The 16544-nt window shown below is 41.9% G+C and carries 13 protein-coding genes; 2 read left to right on the forward strand and 11 right to left on the reverse strand.

Features of this window, described 5'->3' with window-relative positions:
• Window positions 1–151: 151 nt before the first annotated feature.
• The gene (locus tag IQ31_RS06115; protein WP_145327453.1) at window positions 152–1330 is read right to left on the reverse strand and encodes a MalY/PatB family protein; all 1179 of its coding nucleotides are present in this window, start codon (window positions 1328–1330) and stop codon (window positions 152–154) included.
• Window positions 1331–1511: 181 nt separating this feature from the next.
• Here IQ31_RS06115 and IQ31_RS06120 point away from each other — a divergent pair, with 181 nt between their 5' ends.
• The gene (locus IQ31_RS06120) at window positions 1512–1895 is read left to right on the forward strand and encodes a diacylglycerol kinase (protein WP_145327454.1); all 384 of its coding nucleotides are present in this window, start codon (window positions 1512–1514) and stop codon (window positions 1893–1895) included.
• On the opposite strand, the gene IQ31_RS06125 is transcribed toward IQ31_RS06120, so the two are convergent.
• Complete coding sequence (locus tag IQ31_RS06125; protein ID WP_145327455.1) at window positions 1878–2366, reverse strand: hypothetical protein; 489 nt, start codon at window positions 2364–2366, stop codon at window positions 1878–1880. The genes IQ31_RS06120 and IQ31_RS06125 overlap by 18 nt on opposite strands.
• A 265-nt stretch (window positions 2367–2631) precedes the next feature.
• Here IQ31_RS06125 and IQ31_RS06130 point away from each other — a divergent pair, with 265 nt between their 5' ends.
• Window positions 2632–2820, forward strand: a complete 189-nt coding sequence (locus IQ31_RS06130; protein WP_075992013.1) for a hypothetical protein — start codon at window positions 2632–2634, stop codon at window positions 2818–2820.
• Window positions 2821–2975: 155 nt separating this feature from the next.
• Here IQ31_RS06130 and IQ31_RS06135 read toward each other — a convergent pair whose 3' ends face one another.
• The 9 genes from IQ31_RS06135 to IQ31_RS06175 form a co-directional block, all read right to left on the reverse strand.
• Window positions 2976–4709, reverse strand: a complete 1734-nt coding sequence (locus IQ31_RS06135) for a thiamine pyrophosphate-dependent enzyme (RefSeq protein WP_120334681.1) — start codon at window positions 4707–4709, stop codon at window positions 2976–2978.
• Window positions 4710–5010: 301 nt separating this feature from the next.
• On the reverse strand, window positions 5011–6792 hold the full coding sequence (locus IQ31_RS06140) for a DUF4091 domain-containing protein (protein ID WP_208734136.1): 1782 nt from the start codon (window positions 6790–6792) through the stop codon (window positions 5011–5013).
• A 129-nt stretch (window positions 6793–6921) separates the two neighbouring features.
• Complete coding sequence (locus IQ31_RS06145; RefSeq protein WP_145327456.1) at window positions 6922–7704, reverse strand: M90 family metallopeptidase; 783 nt, start codon at window positions 7702–7704, stop codon at window positions 6922–6924.
• Between the two features lies 1 nt (window position 7705).
• Complete coding sequence (locus tag IQ31_RS06150) at window positions 7706–8467, reverse strand: hypothetical protein (RefSeq protein ID WP_075992009.1); 762 nt, start codon at window positions 8465–8467, stop codon at window positions 7706–7708.
• Window positions 8468–8635: 168 nt separating this feature from the next.
• Window positions 8636–9919: a glucose-1-phosphate adenylyltransferase gene (locus IQ31_RS06155; RefSeq protein ID WP_075992008.1), complete on the reverse strand. Its 1284-nt coding sequence runs from the start codon at window positions 9917–9919 to the stop codon at window positions 8636–8638.
• Between the two features lie 6 nt (window positions 9920–9925).
• Window positions 9926–11338 carry a glycogen synthase gene (locus IQ31_RS06160; protein ID WP_145327457.1) on the reverse strand — a complete coding sequence of 471 codons (1413 nt, stop codon included), beginning with the start codon at window positions 11336–11338 and terminating at the stop codon, window positions 9926–9928.
• Between the two features lie 35 nt (window positions 11339–11373).
• On the reverse strand, window positions 11374–13332 hold the full coding sequence (gene glgB, locus IQ31_RS06165; protein WP_145327458.1) for a 1,4-alpha-glucan branching protein GlgB: 1959 nt from the start codon (window positions 13330–13332) through the stop codon (window positions 11374–11376).
• 2 nt (window positions 13333–13334) lie between these two features.
• Entirely contained in the window at window positions 13335–15794 is a 2460-nt protein-coding gene (locus IQ31_RS06170) for a glycoside hydrolase family 31 protein (protein ID WP_145327459.1), read from the reverse strand.
• A 148-nt stretch (window positions 15795–15942) separates the two neighbouring features.
• Window positions 15943–16416 (reverse strand): Dps family protein, encoded by a 474-nt coding sequence (locus IQ31_RS06175; RefSeq protein WP_145327460.1) that lies wholly within the window; start codon window positions 16414–16416, stop codon window positions 15943–15945.
• Between the last annotated feature and the right edge of the window lie 128 nt (window positions 16417–16544).

A 16544-nucleotide genomic window follows, 5' to 3' on the forward strand; every position in this document is an offset into this window, starting at 1 on the left:
AAACCTCAAAAAATCCGCTGCATCGAGAGATACGGCGGATTTTTTTGTTCATTACGCTATTTCCTTTTCGCTCGGCGGCATGATCCTATGAACGAAGAACTCTCCGTAAATCAGAACCTATTCATCTACTAACGCAGCATCTATTCGTATGCTATTTTGCTCCTTGCAGTAAAGAGGAGAAAACAGTCTTCAAACGCAACAAGCCTGTTGTCAAGACTTCCCTTGAACAAGCAATATTGAGGCGAATAAAGGCGTCACTCCCCTTGCCATACATCGCACCGACATTGACCTGTACATGTGCCTCGTCCAATAAGAGCTGTCCCAATTTTCGACTTGAAATCCCCAAAGCCGCGCAATCTACCCATACCAGATAAGTGCCCTCCAAAGGAAGGACATGCAAAGCAGGCAGGTATTCAGCCATAAAGCCTTTCAGATAAACATAATTCGCATGAATGTAGCTTAAAGCTTGATCCAACCATTCCCCACCCGACTCATACGCTGCGATCAGGCCTGTAATAGCAAAGGGACTTATGCTACTTATCTCGTTGGCTAAGAAAGCCTGCTGCACTTTCCTTTTGAGTTCAGGATCGGCCACGAAGACCGTAGCGACCTGGAGTCCTGCCAAATTAAAGGTTTTACTCGGAGCTACACAGGTAATCGAATTCGCCAAAAAGGCTGCACTGATGCTTCCAAAAGGAATATGTGTATGGCCCTCAAATACCAGATCGCAATGAATTTCATCCGAAATGACTAAGACCTGGTGCCGCAAACAGATTTCACCGAGACGTTCAAGCTCAGCTCTAGTCCAAACACGGCCAGCGGGGTTATGTGGGCTACATAAAATAAATAACTTGACTTTCGGATCACTTGCTTTATATTCAAAATCTTCAAAATCAATAGCATACTCACCATTGCGGTAAATCAAGTCATTGGAAACCACCTCGGCTTGATTGCGTTCTATTGAGGAAAAAAAACAATGATATACAGGCTCTTGAACCAAAACCTTGTCACCGGGTGAGGTAAATGCGCCAACCAAAGCCGAAAGCGCCGGTACGACACCGATCACAGGAAGTATCCATTCCGGCTGAAGTACAAATTTATGCCGCTGCGAAGACCAGCTCATAACCGCGCTGTAAAAAGCTGTTGGAATAGTAGCATACCCATATACAGCATGTTGAACCCGCTGCGCAAGCGCATCCACAACAGGTTGTGCTGCTGGAAAGTCCATATCCGCAACCCAGAGTGGAATCAAATCGTCATAATCATGTTGATTCCATTTGACCGAATCGGTACCACGACGAACAATCGTTTTATCAAAATTATAGATCATACAGCAATTTACTCAAAATTAGGCTGCATTTGTAATAAAAGCCCCATAAAGTAAAAAGGATGAACAAGAAAGCGGATCAGATGGATATGGCAAAGGAATAGCTCGGACTAAATACAATAAAAAATCCAGTATGCCTAGATAAGCAGAAAGCGCTATCTTTACAGAAAATAGTAGGACAACTATGGCCAAAAACAACTTTTCATTTCGTGCTAGATTAAAGAGTTTTCACTATGCCTTCAGTGGGCTAAAAACAGCCTGGCAGGAAGAACATAATTTCAGGGTGCATTGTATAGCGGCCATTATTGCCATTATCCTGTCATTTGTGCTTCACATAAGTACCCACGAATGGATTGCTGTACTCTTTTCCATTGGTTTTGTATTTGTCTGTGAATTGTTAAATACCGCATTGGAAAATATAGCCGACTTTATCTGTCCAGAAAAGAATCCAAACATAAAAAAGATTAAAGATGTTGCCGCAGCGGCAGTGATGATCAGCAGCATCACTGCACTATTGATCGGCCTCTTAATTTTTATTCCCAAGCTGATCTCATTGGCCCTTCGCTAAATTTTCTAAGGCAAATTTCTCATCAAAAGCTATCTTTTTAGGATCGGCAAAAGTCATTTTTCCAGCCTTCTCCTCCATCGCACCATAACCTTCCAGTGCACGCTCCTTGGATAGTTTAAATATCACCTGGCGGACCGACTCCTGTCCCTCAGAAGAAAAAGTATAATCGGCAGTTAAAATATCCCCCTTCAAGACACCATCAATATGTCCCTTATTACGATCTTTTTCCTTCCAGGCATAGCTTAGATCACCCTGTACCTTTTCTCCATCAACAGTGATTGATAATGAAATGGTATCGCCATTTTTAAGGTATTGATAGGTACTCTTTCCCGTAAGAAACCTCCCCGTATCCAAAGGTTGAGTACGCTGAACAGTGTCATTGAGTTTCGTGGAAGCATCCTGTTTTTTTTGTTCCTGATGGCAAGCAGCGCAACACAGCAACACTATAAATCCAAAATTTATTATTCTCATCGTGTTTTTTTGTTTGATAGTATAGATAGCAATTCAAAAGAAATTTTGTTTTAAATAACTAACATTTAAAAATTTAAAATTCAAAAAACAAAAAGCAAGCAAATATTGTTTATAAGTTAGACGGCACTCGGCTATTTTAGCACGATATAAGCTATTAAAAATAAACAATTTAGTAACAATAAAATTATTGCTGGCTTATTGTAAAGCTAATTTTTATTAGTAAATTGTACTCTATAAAATTCAGGAATTCTTAACCAATATTAGTATGAAAGATGTAAGCTTTAAGAAATTTGATAGTGGATGTACATCACTCACAAAATTGTCCATTGAAACAGACTTGGCTATTATTGTTAAAGAGCAAGTTACCATTTCTTCCGAATCCAAAGTTGAAAAACTCAGACGCTGTAAAGAAGAATTACTTAAAAGTCTTTGGTTTGTTCAACGTCAATGTTGAGATAACATTTTCCTCCAAATTTCGACTATCCGCTGATCAGCATTTTATGGTCTGACAGCCACACATTCATGTCACTTTTAACACAAAACAAGCCCCTCCGCTGTTATGCTTCGAGGGGCTTTTAATATGTTTAACAATTCGAATATCACAAGTGATTAAAGCGATTTCAAATGTTTATAGTTCGACTTAATGGTATCCCATACTTCTTCGAAATTACCCGACAACATTAATTTTGCCATACTTTCTGTCATCCCTTTCATTTGACTGAAGGATATCTTGGGCGGCATAGCCAATGCATTGGGATTGGTATATATATCGATCAGGACAGGCTCATCCGTCATGCCAAGAGCTTCAGTGATAACAGCATCCACCTCTTGGGGCTGAGTGACCGTAAATGCGCGTATTCCCATCGCTTGCGCGATCATCGCAAAATCTGGATTGACCATATTGGTTTCCTGATCTTTCAGACCTGATACCTGCATTTCTAATTTAACCATACCAAGTGCACGGTTGTTAAAGACGATAATTTTAATCGGTAAGTTATATTGTTTTATTGTTGCGAGATCCCCCAACAACATGGATAGTCCCCCATCACCACAAAAAGCAATAACCTGACGTTCAGGATGTGTCAATGCCGCTCCAATAGCCATTGGCATGGCATTAGCCATAGACCCATGATTAAAAGACCCCAGCATGATACGATCCTTTCGCTGATTGATATAACGTGCTCCCCACACACAGCACATCCCGGTATCAAGTAGAAAAATCGCATCATCACTTGCTTTTTGATCAATGGTATGCGCAACAAATTCAGGCTGTATCGCGCATTCACTGCCCGAATCGTCCACATAAGTCATGAGATCTTCCTTGACCTTTTCATAAGAAGCAAGCTGCTTCTCCAGAAATTTTGTATCCGAACGCGCTTCCACAAAAGGCAATACCGCTTTTAAGGTATGCTCGATATCCCCCACAAGCCCATAGTCTACGATGGATCTGCGACCAAGCTTTTCACCTTCGATATCAATCTGGACAATGGTTTTGTTGGTCGGTATAAAATCTTTATAAGGAAAATCAGTCCCCAAAAGTAAAATGAGATCCGAATGATGCATGCTTTGAAATGCCGACGCCATGCCCAAAAGTCCGGTCATGCCAATTTCATTGGGATTGTCGCGTTGAATATCCAACTTTGCTTTAAATGAATAACCCACCGGCGCATGGATCTTTTGTGATAACGCTACAATTTGCTGCTGTGCTTTCTTGGCTCCCACACCACAGAACAAGGTTATCTTTTCTGCTTGATTGATATATTGGGCTAATCGCCCAATTTCCATCTCAGAAGGTCTAATTTGCGGCTCGGTAAAAAAAACCTTCGTTGAGGTATTCATTTGAACCGCTTCCATTTCTGAGACATCACCAGGCAAACCGATAACCGCCACATCCCGTTTAGAGATAGCCTGTTGTAATGCATTTTGCACCATACGTTGCACCTGCTCTGGCCGAGTGATCATTTGATTGTAGCAAGAACAATCATCAAACAATTTGATTGGATTTGTTTCTTGAAAATAATCGGTTCCAAATTCGTATGTAGCACATGTTGATGCGATCACAAGCATGGGTACCCGTGTCTTGTGTGCTTCATAAACACCATTGATCAGATGCACATGTCCTGGTCCACTGCTTCCCGCACAACAGGCGATCCCGTGCAAATCAGCCTCTGCCGTTGCGGCAAATGCCCCCACTTCCTCATGTCTTACATGTATCCATTGCATCGTTCCATCTGCATGAACAGCTTCGTTGAAAAAATTTAAACTATCGCCCGTTACGGCATAAATACGCTGAATTCCCGCATCCTTTAAAAGACCCACAATCTGGTGTGCTACATTTTTCATACCTATACTATAATTTAAGATTTTGTGACAGCGACCTTATGCAAATTATGTTATCGCCACTTAATAACAACAATAATTTAGCGTAATGGTTTGGGATATTACCTGAACAATACTGTATTACCCAAGCGTATAAAATGATCGCATGTGCAAGGATAGCCTCAACGGGAAGAAAGGATACACTGCGCCGAAAATTTCAGCCAACAATCCGCTGCACTTAAAATAGAAAAAGATTATAATCAACAAAAAAGCTGCTTCAAATTGATGGAAGCAGCTTTTTTAAAATTATAGACTTAATAAATCCTTAGTTGATTTGTCGCGACAATTCATCGACAAAACGCTTTGCATCATTGAGATCTTTATTCCAGTCCGCATAGCGTTTAGCGGTATTCAATTTTGCAATTTTTGCATTTAGCTTCGCTAGGTTAGCTTGATCTTTTGACTTCTCCAACTTTGCTTTAAGAATGCCGACTTTGGTATAATCTTGAATACCTTCCAGCATACGCTCATAACGGATAGAGCTTCTTCCTTGTGGATAAACAATATAAGTGTCTCCCGCTGGCCATGTACGGAACCTTGAATCATGCAGCGGATCTTTGACCCAGGAGTTAAATGCCCAACGCAATGCTCCATCGAAGCCTGCCGCTAGCGCATACCAAGCCATATAGGTGGATTCTGCCGGATCCGAGAACGTGAATTGATTTGGGAATTCGTCCGAACAACAAACATAAAATGTCGTGATATACCCTTTTTTACGTCGCTCAATGAGATCTTTCTGATCAAAAGGATCTCCAGCGGCAACGCTGATATCGGTACTTTTATGATAGCGTTGGTAGCTTTTGTGATTATCTGCAAATGCAACACCAAATTCGGGCGCTACTTTTTCCAATAATGCTATTGCTGGATCCATTTCCTCCCGGCCTCTTTCATCCATCGCAATATTGGTAATCTTTAACCAGCCCTTTGCGGTAATGTGTTTACTAAAATCCTTTAAGAAAGGCGTCCATAGTTCCTCGAATATAGCTGTACCGGGCTTCGCAATAACATTGACCAGTTCATTTTTACTTTCATCGAAATAATGTACCTCGTTATTCCATGGTAAAAGCGAATAGCAGTTGATCTGTTTGTTGACCCCCAGATCCATCATAAAGTTTACCCACCGATCAAAAACAGCATAATCATAGGTCCAGGAACCGTCTTTTGCCTTCTTCCAGGTGATCATATCCGCATAAGGATCATAGGTCTGTACGTTCCAGGCATCCTTATTTAAAGTCGCAGTAATCACTTTTTGCCCTGCAGCTGCAAGTTGTTTCATGGTAGGCTTCAACGCTTCAAAATGCTCATCGCTCCACATTTTTACATTATTGACCCGAGCCACAGCAGAAGGGTGTTGCCATTGATCCAAATGATAAGTCCGCTGGGATGCAGGTGGCAGCACATGATTTTGCACATTGACCGTAAGTTGTAACTGTTCCTTTACCTGACCATTTTGCTTAACCGAAATTGTCGTTTTATATTGTCCAGCAGCAGCTTCTTTGGGAACCTTTACTGTAATCCATACAGGACGGACTTTCTTAGCTTCAAGGTCATAGCTTTTCAGATCATCCAACATATCTGCCGACAGAGAAGCTTTAAAATCTTCTGGTTTCCGATGGCCACAACCACTTGCAAATTCATCAGTCATGACATAACGAACAAAACGTGCTTGTACCGCATCGCTACCGATCACCTTGCCTGTTGTAGACTTTAATTCACTTGCCGATACAGCAACATCTGCTGCGGCAGCACTGGTCCATAACAATACTTGCGCCGATACCTGTTCACCTTTCCAGGCATCCACAGCCGCCGTACGTTGTGTTGCCAGATTTGGATTAACAGATTTGGGATAACGTTTGTCTATCGATACAAACGAAGCATGTAGGCCGGTTTTAACATTCGACCAGTTGGATAAAGTATCCTTTGTGGGATCGGCCATTTCAGTAAATGTTGTCCCTGTAGCAAAACGCTGCTGGGAAAATCCCGGATTACTGCCACAAAATAGCATACAAGCCAGGGCAATAGAAGAATAAATTGTAGTTTTAGGCATAACAGTTATAATTAACAAAACTTTAGCGAAGCGATGATCTTCTTTCCAGCCCAGGAGCAGGGTGCTCGCAGAAAAAAGGCAAACAACTTCTGTTTGCCTTAAAAATACTAAAATTTTATTTATCTATAACTAACTTTGTTCAAAAATTTCAGAAAGTGCTTTATAGAGCTCGGCATGATGGGTCTTGAATTTCGCAGGGTTCTCAAAGAAATATTCAGACGCAACCGCAAAAAACTCAGCTGGATTGGTCATGCCGTATACATCAATATCAGATTTATTTTCTTTTATCTTGGTAATTTCTTCCCGTATCAGATTCATAAAAGGAATGACTGAAGCCTTATCCATCAAATGTGTGGGAATGCCATCCACTGTGCCATCGGTTTTATCGATCAAGTGCACAAATTCGTGTATCGCTGTATTCTGTCCATCGTTTGGATTCTTAAAGCCATACTCCAGTGCCGATTTAGACAATATCATTTGTCCATTCATGGCTCCCTCACCCACCATACCCATAATATTGCGGTCAGCATGGCCTTCAAATTCATAGGCTGTATTGAATTGGGAAGGATAAACCATAATATTGGTCAAATTGGGATAAGTCCATTTCTTAAAGGCAAATATTGGAATAATTGCACTGGCGGCAATCATCATATAATCTTTCAGCTCAACCGCTACACCTACACCTTCAATCTTGACCGTATCCAAAAATTTTAAACAGCGGGTTTCAAATTCCGCTTTGTCCGCAGTGGGCAGATTGCGGTAATAGGCAACTTCTTTTTCTAGAATTTCTTTGCCTTCGTCGCTTAATACACGTTTAATGGCTTTGCTATTTTTGGCCGTACGATTTAACAGGTAATAAACAACATAAATGGTTACTGGTATAAGCAGTACAATGAATAGTTTTCCTAGCATATTATTTGATCTGTATCCATTTGGGATCCCGAGCCTGCAAATTACGCAAAAAGCCTTTAAAATGTGAGGTTCCAAATAAGATTAAAATCTTTTGCTGTGGAGCGTCAGCAACTAACGAAGCCAGGTTCTCTTCCCTTTTTTTCATGACAAATTCTTTATCAAATTTGTTTTTTAATGCCGCTTTTATAGGTTTGCAGGAATAAGGTTCCTGGAGCGGTGTTTTGTAATCACAATCATCCAGGTTGATCGCACCATACAGGTATTCAAACTCGTCAAGCAATTTATTTTTGGGAATATCCGCATTTACCGCCGTTTCATAATTCACCAGAAAAAAGGAATAATCGGGCTGACTAATGATTCGCTGCCCCAGTTTACGGTACATGGGCGCCCGAAGAACCCGGGAGGTATCGCCCGGTATTTCAATACATTGCTGCAACCCTAGCCGATTCCCTGTAAGCTTTCTAAATTTGCGGTCATATAGATCACGTTGTGCCGCACTATCCACCTGATAAGCGATGCTTTCATAAAAAACAACATAGCCCAAATGTTGAAGAGAATCTACAGCACGCTGGATTTGATCATAGTACACACGTGTACCCAGATGCCGCATTGGAATGTAAACGACTGTTCGATTGCCGTTACGAAGTTCAAATCTACGCGAGGCATCACGTAAGACACCACTACCTTGAACCATCAATGAGGTATCACAACCTACAAAGACAAACAGTATAAAAAAAAGGGAGATAACCTGTCTCAATTGCATACGATTTTTTTATATTAAAATGCTCTTTGCCAGCAAAGACAGTACCATGAAACAATTATTTTACTACCTACCCGTAAATTGAACCTGTAGATTAGCCGTATTTCCCGGTACTTCCATTAGAATAACTTGCAATGATAACAATATATTATCTCCCTTGTTCTATAAATTTTATAGGCTTGTCAATCCTATTGTTGTTCCGTTTGGAATAACCGCATTTTTTTTGATAACAACAATGCCGTCACAAATGGTATAGGTAGGATGATTGGCATTCAGCAAATGAGGTCCGCCATTGATCCGGACATCGTTACCGATACGACAATTTTTATCCAAAATAGCATTCTCAATATAACAGCGTTCTCCAACACCCACCACAGGTATATTTTTCCGCTTTGCATCCTCCATATCGACGAGATCCTCATAATAGTCAGACCCCATCATATATGTCCCGCGCACCACAGATCCTGTACCAATCCGCGAACGAACGCCCACGACGGAACGGTCTATTTTATCCGCTTGGATAATGCAGCCATCCGAAATGACAGAATTGATCAATGTTGTACCCGAAATTTTAGAAGGCGGCAACATCCTTGGACGGGTGAAAACCGTATTTTTATCAAACAGATTAAAGGCCGGAATATTATCAGTCAAACCAATGTTGGCCTCATAGAAAGAACCTATGGTTCCGATATCTGTCCAATAGCCCTCAAATTGATAGCTAAGCACCCTATTCGTATCAATTGCATCGGGAATAATTTCTTTTCCAAAATCCATTCCGCGATTCTCTTCCAGCATACGTTTCAGGACGCCTTTTGAAAAAACATAAATACCCATAGAAGCCAGGTATTCCCTACCCTCACCCTTTAAATGGTCGCTCACTTCTGAACTCCAGTCTACCAGCTGCTCACTATTCGGCTTCTCAATAAAAGAGGTAATGTGATTCTTTTCATCTGATTTCAGTATTCCAAAACCAGTGGCATCTTTGGCGTTTACTGGAATAGTCGCAATGGTCAGGTCGCCTTCGTTTTCGACATGAAAGTCAACCAGTGCATCAAAATCCATTTGATACAGCTGATCCCCCGATAAAATCAGTACATAGTCATAATCAATACTAGCCAGCTTCCGAAACGATCGCCGTACGGCATCTGCCGTACCTTCGAACCATTTATCGCCATCATTGGTCTGTTCGGCAGCCAGGATATCAACAAAGCCCTTACTAAAAATACTAAAGTTGTAGGTATTCTTAATGTGGGAGTTGAGTGACGAAGAATTGAATTGTGTCAACACAAAAATCTTGTTAAAACCCGAATTAAGACAATTCGAGATGGGAATGTCCACCAAGCGATATTTCCCGGCAATGGGAACCGCTGGCTTAGACCGTTGATCGGTCAATGGATACAGACGTGAGCCCCTTCCTCCGCCCAAGACGATAGCTACTACATTATGACGTGACATATCAAATTACATTATTTGGTTATATAGACTTATATACTTCGCTGCAGATTTATCCCAAGAAAAATCCAACTGCATCATTTTACGTTGATTCTCCTCAAACTGCTTTTTACTGTCGTAAAAATTTATAGCCCGAACAATCGCTGCACTAATTTCAGTGATTGTCAAACTATCAAAACCTATACCGTAACCATCATTTTTCAGATCGATTACCGTATCTTTTAATCCCCCCACCTGATGCACGATCGGCAATGTACCGTACTTCATCGCATAGAGCTGATTAAGCCCACAGGGCTCAACACGAGAAGGCATTAAAAGAAAATCCGCACTGGCATAAAGCCAATGGGCAAGGCTTTCATCATAACCAAAGAATACATCAAAATTATCAATTCCATCATCGACGAGCGATTTCACACGCGACTGGATCGCTGGGTCTCCGGCACCCAGTATAAATATACTTAATCTATCGCGATATTTCTCCGTCAAATCCAAAATTATCTCCGGTAGTAAATCCGCTCCTTTTTCTGTTGCAAATCGGCCGATAAAAACAAGCAGTGGTCGATCTGGATTGATTTTATACTGCTTCGCCAAAGCCTCCTTATTTTTCAATTTGCCGGAAAAAGCTTGTACAACATCATAGTTTTCGAACAAGGTATAATCAATTTTGGGATCCCAAATTTCCCAGTCAATTCCATTGACAATACCGACAGATTTATTTCGCTCATCATAAAATAGATGCTGTAAGCCATTTGCTTCCACATAGAGCTCTTCCAGGTAACCTTCAGATACCGTTGTGTAAGCATCGCAACATTTAATTAGGGCCGCAAGTGGGTTAATTAAACCATCCCAGTCCAATAATCCCCATTTCCAGCTATCGAAAGCAGGCAACAGAATAGCTTTGCTCCAATGTGTCCAACCCTGATATTGCCCATTGTGCACGGTGGCTACCGTTTTAACATCGGCAAGAAAATTATAGTCATTGCTATACTTCATCAAAAAAGGCATCAAACCGACATGATGGTCGTGGCAATGCACAATATCAGGTACTATAGCTTTATCCTTAAACCAAGCCAATACCGCATGTTGAAAGGCGATAAACTGTTCGCCTTCATCGGGATAACAATACACCTCCTGCCGATCGAGTTTACCTGGAATCTTAATCAAGTAGAGCTCAAAACCGAGTACCTGATGATCTTCCTTATAAACGCCGTAGCTCAGCAATTCAGATCCTTGATAAAAAGCACCTTCATGAACTAGGCTAAAAGCATGATCCCTAACAAAAGGACGATCATACCAGGGCATGACAACCGCCGCCTCCCAGCCCAGCTTGGTTTGGTATTTGGGCAGCGCTCCCACGACATCCGCGAGACCACCTACTTTGGCCACGGGATAACATTCTACACTCAAGTGAAATACTTTCATTCTTCTTTTACAGCATGAGATTTAATAACAAGATTTTATACAGGGATACGATCGCTTTGTTTAATTGGATCGACTTCCTTTACCGCGCTCTTTCTTTTCAGAATATATCCGCCAAGCGGAGGCAAATGAAGTTGTGCAGACTGTACTTGGTTCATCCAATGCAGGTGCTCACTATGGATATGCAGATTATGTATTCCGGAACCGAAATAGGTCAAATCATCCGAATTCAGCAGCACTTCCCATTCACCGGCGTAAGGTAAACCAATACGGAAATGTTCCCGAACAACGGGCGTTAAGTTAAGTACAACAACCGTATCATCCCAGGAGTCAAATCCCTTTCGCCAATAGACCACAATCGAATTTTCACGATCACCGGCATCTATCCATTCGAAACCTGCAGCATCGAAAGCCTTTTGGTAAAGACTTGGTTGAGCTTTATAAACCGCGTTCAGATCGGCTACAAATCTTTTCATACCCTGATGGGGCGCAAACTCCAGAAGATGCCAATCAAGCGATTGGTTTACATTCCACTCCGAAGTCTGCCCAAATTCACCGCCCATAAACAGCAATTTTGTTCCCGAAAAAGTATACATAAAGAGGTATAATGCTCTCAAGTTGGCAAACTTTTGCCATTCATCGCCTGGCATCTTATAAATTAAGGACTGCTTTCCGTAAACCACCTCATCATGTGACAACGGCAGCATAAAATTCTCATGGAAAGCATATACTGTCGCAAAGGTGAGTCGATCATGATGATAACTGCGGTTAATCGGATCCTCTTTAAAGTAATCCAACGTATCATGCATCCACCCCATCATCCATTTCATTCCGAATCCCAATCCACCAGCATACGTTGGCCGACTGACACTCGGCCAAGAAGTAGATTCTTCGGCGATTGTCTGCACATGTGGAAAATGTCCGTAAACAGCCTCGTTCAGCTCTTTTAAAAATTGTACCGCTTCGAGATTCTCATTTCCTCCAAATTCATTGGGAATCCACTCGCCTGCATTTCGACTATAATCCAAATACAGCATAGAAGCTACCGCATCGACCCGAAGTCCATCGATATGAAAACGATCCAACCAATAAAATGCATTACTGATCAAAAAAGAACGCACTTCATTTCGCCCATAGTTAAAAATATAGGATTGCCAATCGGGATGAAACCCTTTCCTGGGATCTTCATGTTCGTATAAGCTCGTGCCATCAAAGCGATAAAGACCATGTGCATCGCCGGGAAAATGCGAAGGAACCCAATCCAACAATACGCCTATTCCGGCGGCATGCAGCTCCTCAATCAGATACATGAGATCTTGTGCCGATCCATAACGCGAACTTGCCGCAAAATAACCTGTTATCTGGTATCCCCAAGAAGGATAATAGGGATGCTCCATTAAAGGCATAAACTCCACATGCGTGAAATTCATTTCCTTCACATAAGATACAAGTGCCACGGCGATTTCGCGGTAGTTGAGCAAAGTATCCGGACTTTCCGGATCCCGCGACCAGGACCCTAAATGTACCTCATAGACCGACCAGGGTTGATCCAGCCTATTTTTAACGGCACGCTCCTGCATCCATTGCTTATCCTGCCACTCGTACCAGGTCGAATGAACAACGGAAGCAGTCTTTGGAGCAACTTCCCACCGAAAGGCAAAAGGATCACCTTTCTCGAGTTGCTCACCAGTATAGGTCTGGATAACATACTTATATGTCTCTCCATTGCCAAGCCCCGGAATAAACCCTTCCCAGATTCCGCTACCATCCCAGCGCACAAAGAGCGCGTGATGCTCCTTATCCCAAAAATTGAAGTTGCCGGTTACGGAGACGGATTTTGCATTTGGAGCCCAAACCGCAAAATAAACGCCTTTTTCACCGTTGACTTCCAGTTCGTGCGAACCGAACTTTTCATATAATTTGAAGTGCTTACCCGACTGGAATAAGGCCACATCAAATTCAGAAAAGAGACTATGCGGAATTACTTCATTGGCCATGTTTAACCTTCTATCAATATGTTATCAAATTCTCGTGCGACATTAATCCAATACCGCCCCTTTTCATCTACTTGTACTTTCGTATCAATACCATCGGTCTTCACCTTCTTTACTTGAAAAGGCAGGCCGATCAACTGTAGTTTATATTCTTCGTATCGCTCTGTAAAAAGCCCATCTCTGGTTTGTTTGATCGACAAGGATTCTTTGAGCCCTGAAACCGTAAAACATTTTTCAAGATAGATATCTTGTTCATACGCAAAGGTGTCGCCATGATCTGAATACACATACGAACGGGTTACTCCTTCAGCGAAGTAAACATTGAGCTGTAGCTCCTCAATTTTCTTTTCACCAGTATATTGCATCACCGGATATTCAGGAATAACAGATCCCCCGCGAATGAAAATCGGCATTTCATCAATCGGCGTGGCGACCGTATGTTCCTTACCGCCCACGTAGATTTCATTATTGAAATAATAGAACCAAGTGCCCTCGGGTAGATAGACAATCTTGCTTTTTTGTCCTGGCTGCAATACCGGGGACACCAATATTTTATCCCCAAAACAGAATTCCTCCTCACGTTGCCAGTTGGTCGGTATATGCTGCTCGACCATGGAAATCGGGCGTAATATTGGAAAACCATACTTGGTCTGCTCCCAAAAACAGGTATAGATATACGGCAACAACTTATACCGGAGTTCGATAAATTTCCGATTGATCTTTTCCCAATTCTCCCCAAAACTCCAGGGCTCACGATCGCGGGTATCGCCGGCAGAATGCACACGCATAAAGGGCGAGAAAACGCCAAATTGCATCCATCGCGTAAATAACTCGCCGTCGGGTTCGCCCGTAAATCCACCGATATCTGTTCCGCAGAAGGACATCCCCGAAGTCGATAGACGCTGCAATTGCAAGGTTCCCAGCTTGAGGTGTTCCCAACTCGCCAGATTATCGCCGGTCCAAACCGACGAATAGCGTTGTGTACCCGCATAAGCCGCTCGGGTAATGGTAAATGGGCGCTTATTTTTATACAATTTCTTTAAGCCATCATAGGTAGCACGGACCATCTGCATGCCATAGACATTATGTGCCTTACGATGTGACCCCCGATGGCCGTCGTATTGGTGACGTACATCGTCGGGGAATGTTCCGCGGCCAAATACCGCCGGCTCATTCATATCGTTCCAGAAGCCTGCAACACCATCTTCCACAAGCCCCTGGTATAATGTGCCCCACCATTGGCGAACCTCCGGATTGGTAAAATCAGGAAATTGACAACGTCCGGGCCATACAAATCCTTCCATAAAATAATCGTCCCCTCGACGACAAAAATATTTATTCTCTTTTCCTTCCCTGAACACCCAGTAGTTCTCATCAACCTTAATACCCGGATCGATCATCACCACGGTTTTAAAACCATCATTGGCCAAATCGCTGATCATGTTTTTAGGATTAGGAAAATACTGTTTATTCCAGGTAAAACAGCGGTATCCTTCCATGTAATCGATATCTAGGTAAATAGCATCACATGGAATCTGTCGCTTCCGAAACTCCTCAGCAACCTTCCGGACATTCGCTTCGGGATAGTAGCTCCAACGACACTGGTGGTAGCCAATTGCCCACAAGGGTGGCAGGTAATGCGTACCTGTCAACGTATGATAACGACGGATAACATCGATAATATGCGGACCATGGATATAATAGTACTGCAGTTCCCCGCCTTCGGACCAAAAGCTTGTTTTTCCCGGATCTTCCGCAGCGAAATCAAAATACGTTTTAAAGGTATTGTCAAAGAAAATCCCATAGGCCTCACCATCTTTTAAGCCGATATAAAATGGAATAGTTTTATACAATGGATCTTGATCGTAAGCAAAAGCATAGGTATCTGAATTCCAGTTTTTAAGCCTTTTACCTCTCAGATTCAATTTAGTCGCCTTGTCCCCAAGTCCATAAAAAGCTTCATTTTCAAAGGCCACTTTCGTGCTATATACATAGTAACCTCCAAAATCGGGATTTTCCTCCCAGTGCATCGGTGCCAAATCAGCGTTAAACAGCTTCCCTGAACGATCAGCAAAAGAAATCAAAAAGTCATTCTTATTGATCTTACAAGAAATTGTATTCGTATGAACCAGATAATGGTCAGTCTCTTCCTTACATTGATGTATACTAACACGATGATCTTTCTTGGCCAAGGCATAGGAAAAATCCTCCAAAAAAGTCCCTTGTGGAGCCAGCCGAACCCTGACGATCTCGTCCGTGACGATCTTAATTTCTACCTTGGCTTTGCCGTCAGAAAAATAATAGGACTTATCGTTTTGATTGTGGGCTACTATGGTTTCAAGGTATTTCTTTTCAATTTTAGGTAAATCCAATACCGGATTATTCACATGATGCATACTCTCCAAAGTACCATCATTTTCCTCCTCATTTAGTGTGGTTTGATTTAGGTTGTCGTCTTCAAGCATAGTTGTAATATGTTAAAAAGTTTCTGAAGGCTTAATTCCTCTTTAAGATAGAAAATTAATCCTGCGCTGACAACAAAACACAAAAAAAAATCCCGCCTATCGGGATAGACGGGATTTTTTTCAATACCTGTGGATAAAGTTCTACAGCTTACTTAATGAAATGCGCACGAAGCATCCAAGCCATCTTCTCATGCTTTTCTAATAATCCGACCAAAAAGTCCTCCGTACCATTATCTGCAGTTCCTTCAACCACGGAAATATCGGCACGAATTGACATCGCTATAGATTCATGGTCAGCCAACAATTCCTTGTAATAGGACTGACTGTCGGTTTTTTCTGAAGCAGACTCCGTTAAACGAGTCAATTTCAAATATTTATCAAACGTACCTACCGCATAATGCCCTAAAGTACGTACACGTTCTGCTACTTCATCGATCACTTCAGCTAGTTCATCGTATTGTGATTCCAAAAATAAGTGAGCAGCATGAAAATCCGCACCTTCTACATTCCAATGCGCGTTGCGCGTTTTCATGTAGATAATGTGTTCATCTGCCAACAGCACATTTAGCAACTTTGCAACTTTTTTCAAGTCCGCATCTTTAATTCCAATTGAAGTTTTCATATGTATAATCTTTTGTTAACTATATGTTTTAAATGCTTAGTTAAATTTACCCAAAAATGCGGTAAAAACCAAATAAAAAGCCACTCAAATTCACAACAGTTACCTCAACCCATTATGCCAAAACCGAC

It is taken from the genome of Sphingobacterium siyangense (genome assembly GCF_007830445.1).
Taxonomy (GTDB): Bacteria; Bacteroidota; Bacteroidia; order Sphingobacteriales; family Sphingobacteriaceae; genus Sphingobacterium; species Sphingobacterium siyangense.

Bases quoted from the DNA above. Each gene is read 5' to 3' on its own strand.
- IQ31_RS06130 (WP_075992013.1), top strand. From the start codon at position 2,632: ATGAAAGATGTAAGCTTTAAGAAATTTGATAGTGGATGTACATCACTC.
- IQ31_RS06135 (WP_120334681.1), bottom strand. From the start codon at position 4,709: ATGAAAAATGTAGCACACCAGATTGTGGGTCTTTTAAAGGATGCGGGA.
- IQ31_RS06120 (WP_145327454.1), top strand. From the start codon at position 1,512: ATGGCCAAAAACAACTTTTCATTTCGTGCTAGATTAAAGAGTTTTCAC.
- IQ31_RS06150 (WP_075992009.1), bottom strand. From the start codon at position 8,467: ATGCAATTGAGACAGGTTATCTCCCTTTTTTTTATACTGTTTGTCTTT.
- IQ31_RS06175 (WP_145327460.1), bottom strand. From the start codon at position 16,416: ATGAAAACTTCAATTGGAATTAAAGATGCGGACTTGAAAAAAGTTGCA.
- IQ31_RS06125 (WP_145327455.1), bottom strand. From the start codon at position 2,366: ATGAGAATAATAAATTTTGGATTTATAGTGTTGCTGTGTTGCGCTGCT.
- IQ31_RS06145 (WP_145327456.1), bottom strand. From the start codon at position 7,704: ATGCTAGGAAAACTATTCATTGTACTGCTTATACCAGTAACCATTTAT.
- IQ31_RS06160 (WP_145327457.1), bottom strand. From the start codon at position 11,338: ATGAAAGTATTTCACTTGAGTGTAGAATGTTATCCCGTGGCCAAAGTA.
- IQ31_RS06155 (WP_075992008.1), bottom strand. From the start codon at position 9,919: ATGTCACGTCATAATGTAGTAGCTATCGTCTTGGGCGGAGGAAGGGGC.
- IQ31_RS06140 (WP_208734136.1), bottom strand. From the start codon at position 6,792: ATGCCTAAAACTACAATTTATTCTTCTATTGCCCTGGCTTGTATGCTA.
- IQ31_RS06115 (WP_145327453.1), bottom strand. From the start codon at position 1,330: ATGATCTATAATTTTGATAAAACGATTGTTCGTCGTGGTACCGATTCG.
- glgB (WP_145327458.1), bottom strand. From the start codon at position 13,332: ATGGCCAATGAAGTAATTCCGCATAGTCTCTTTTCTGAATTTGATGTG.
- IQ31_RS06170 (WP_145327459.1), bottom strand. From the start codon at position 15,794: ATGCTTGAAGACGACAACCTAAATCAAACCACACTAAATGAGGAGGAA.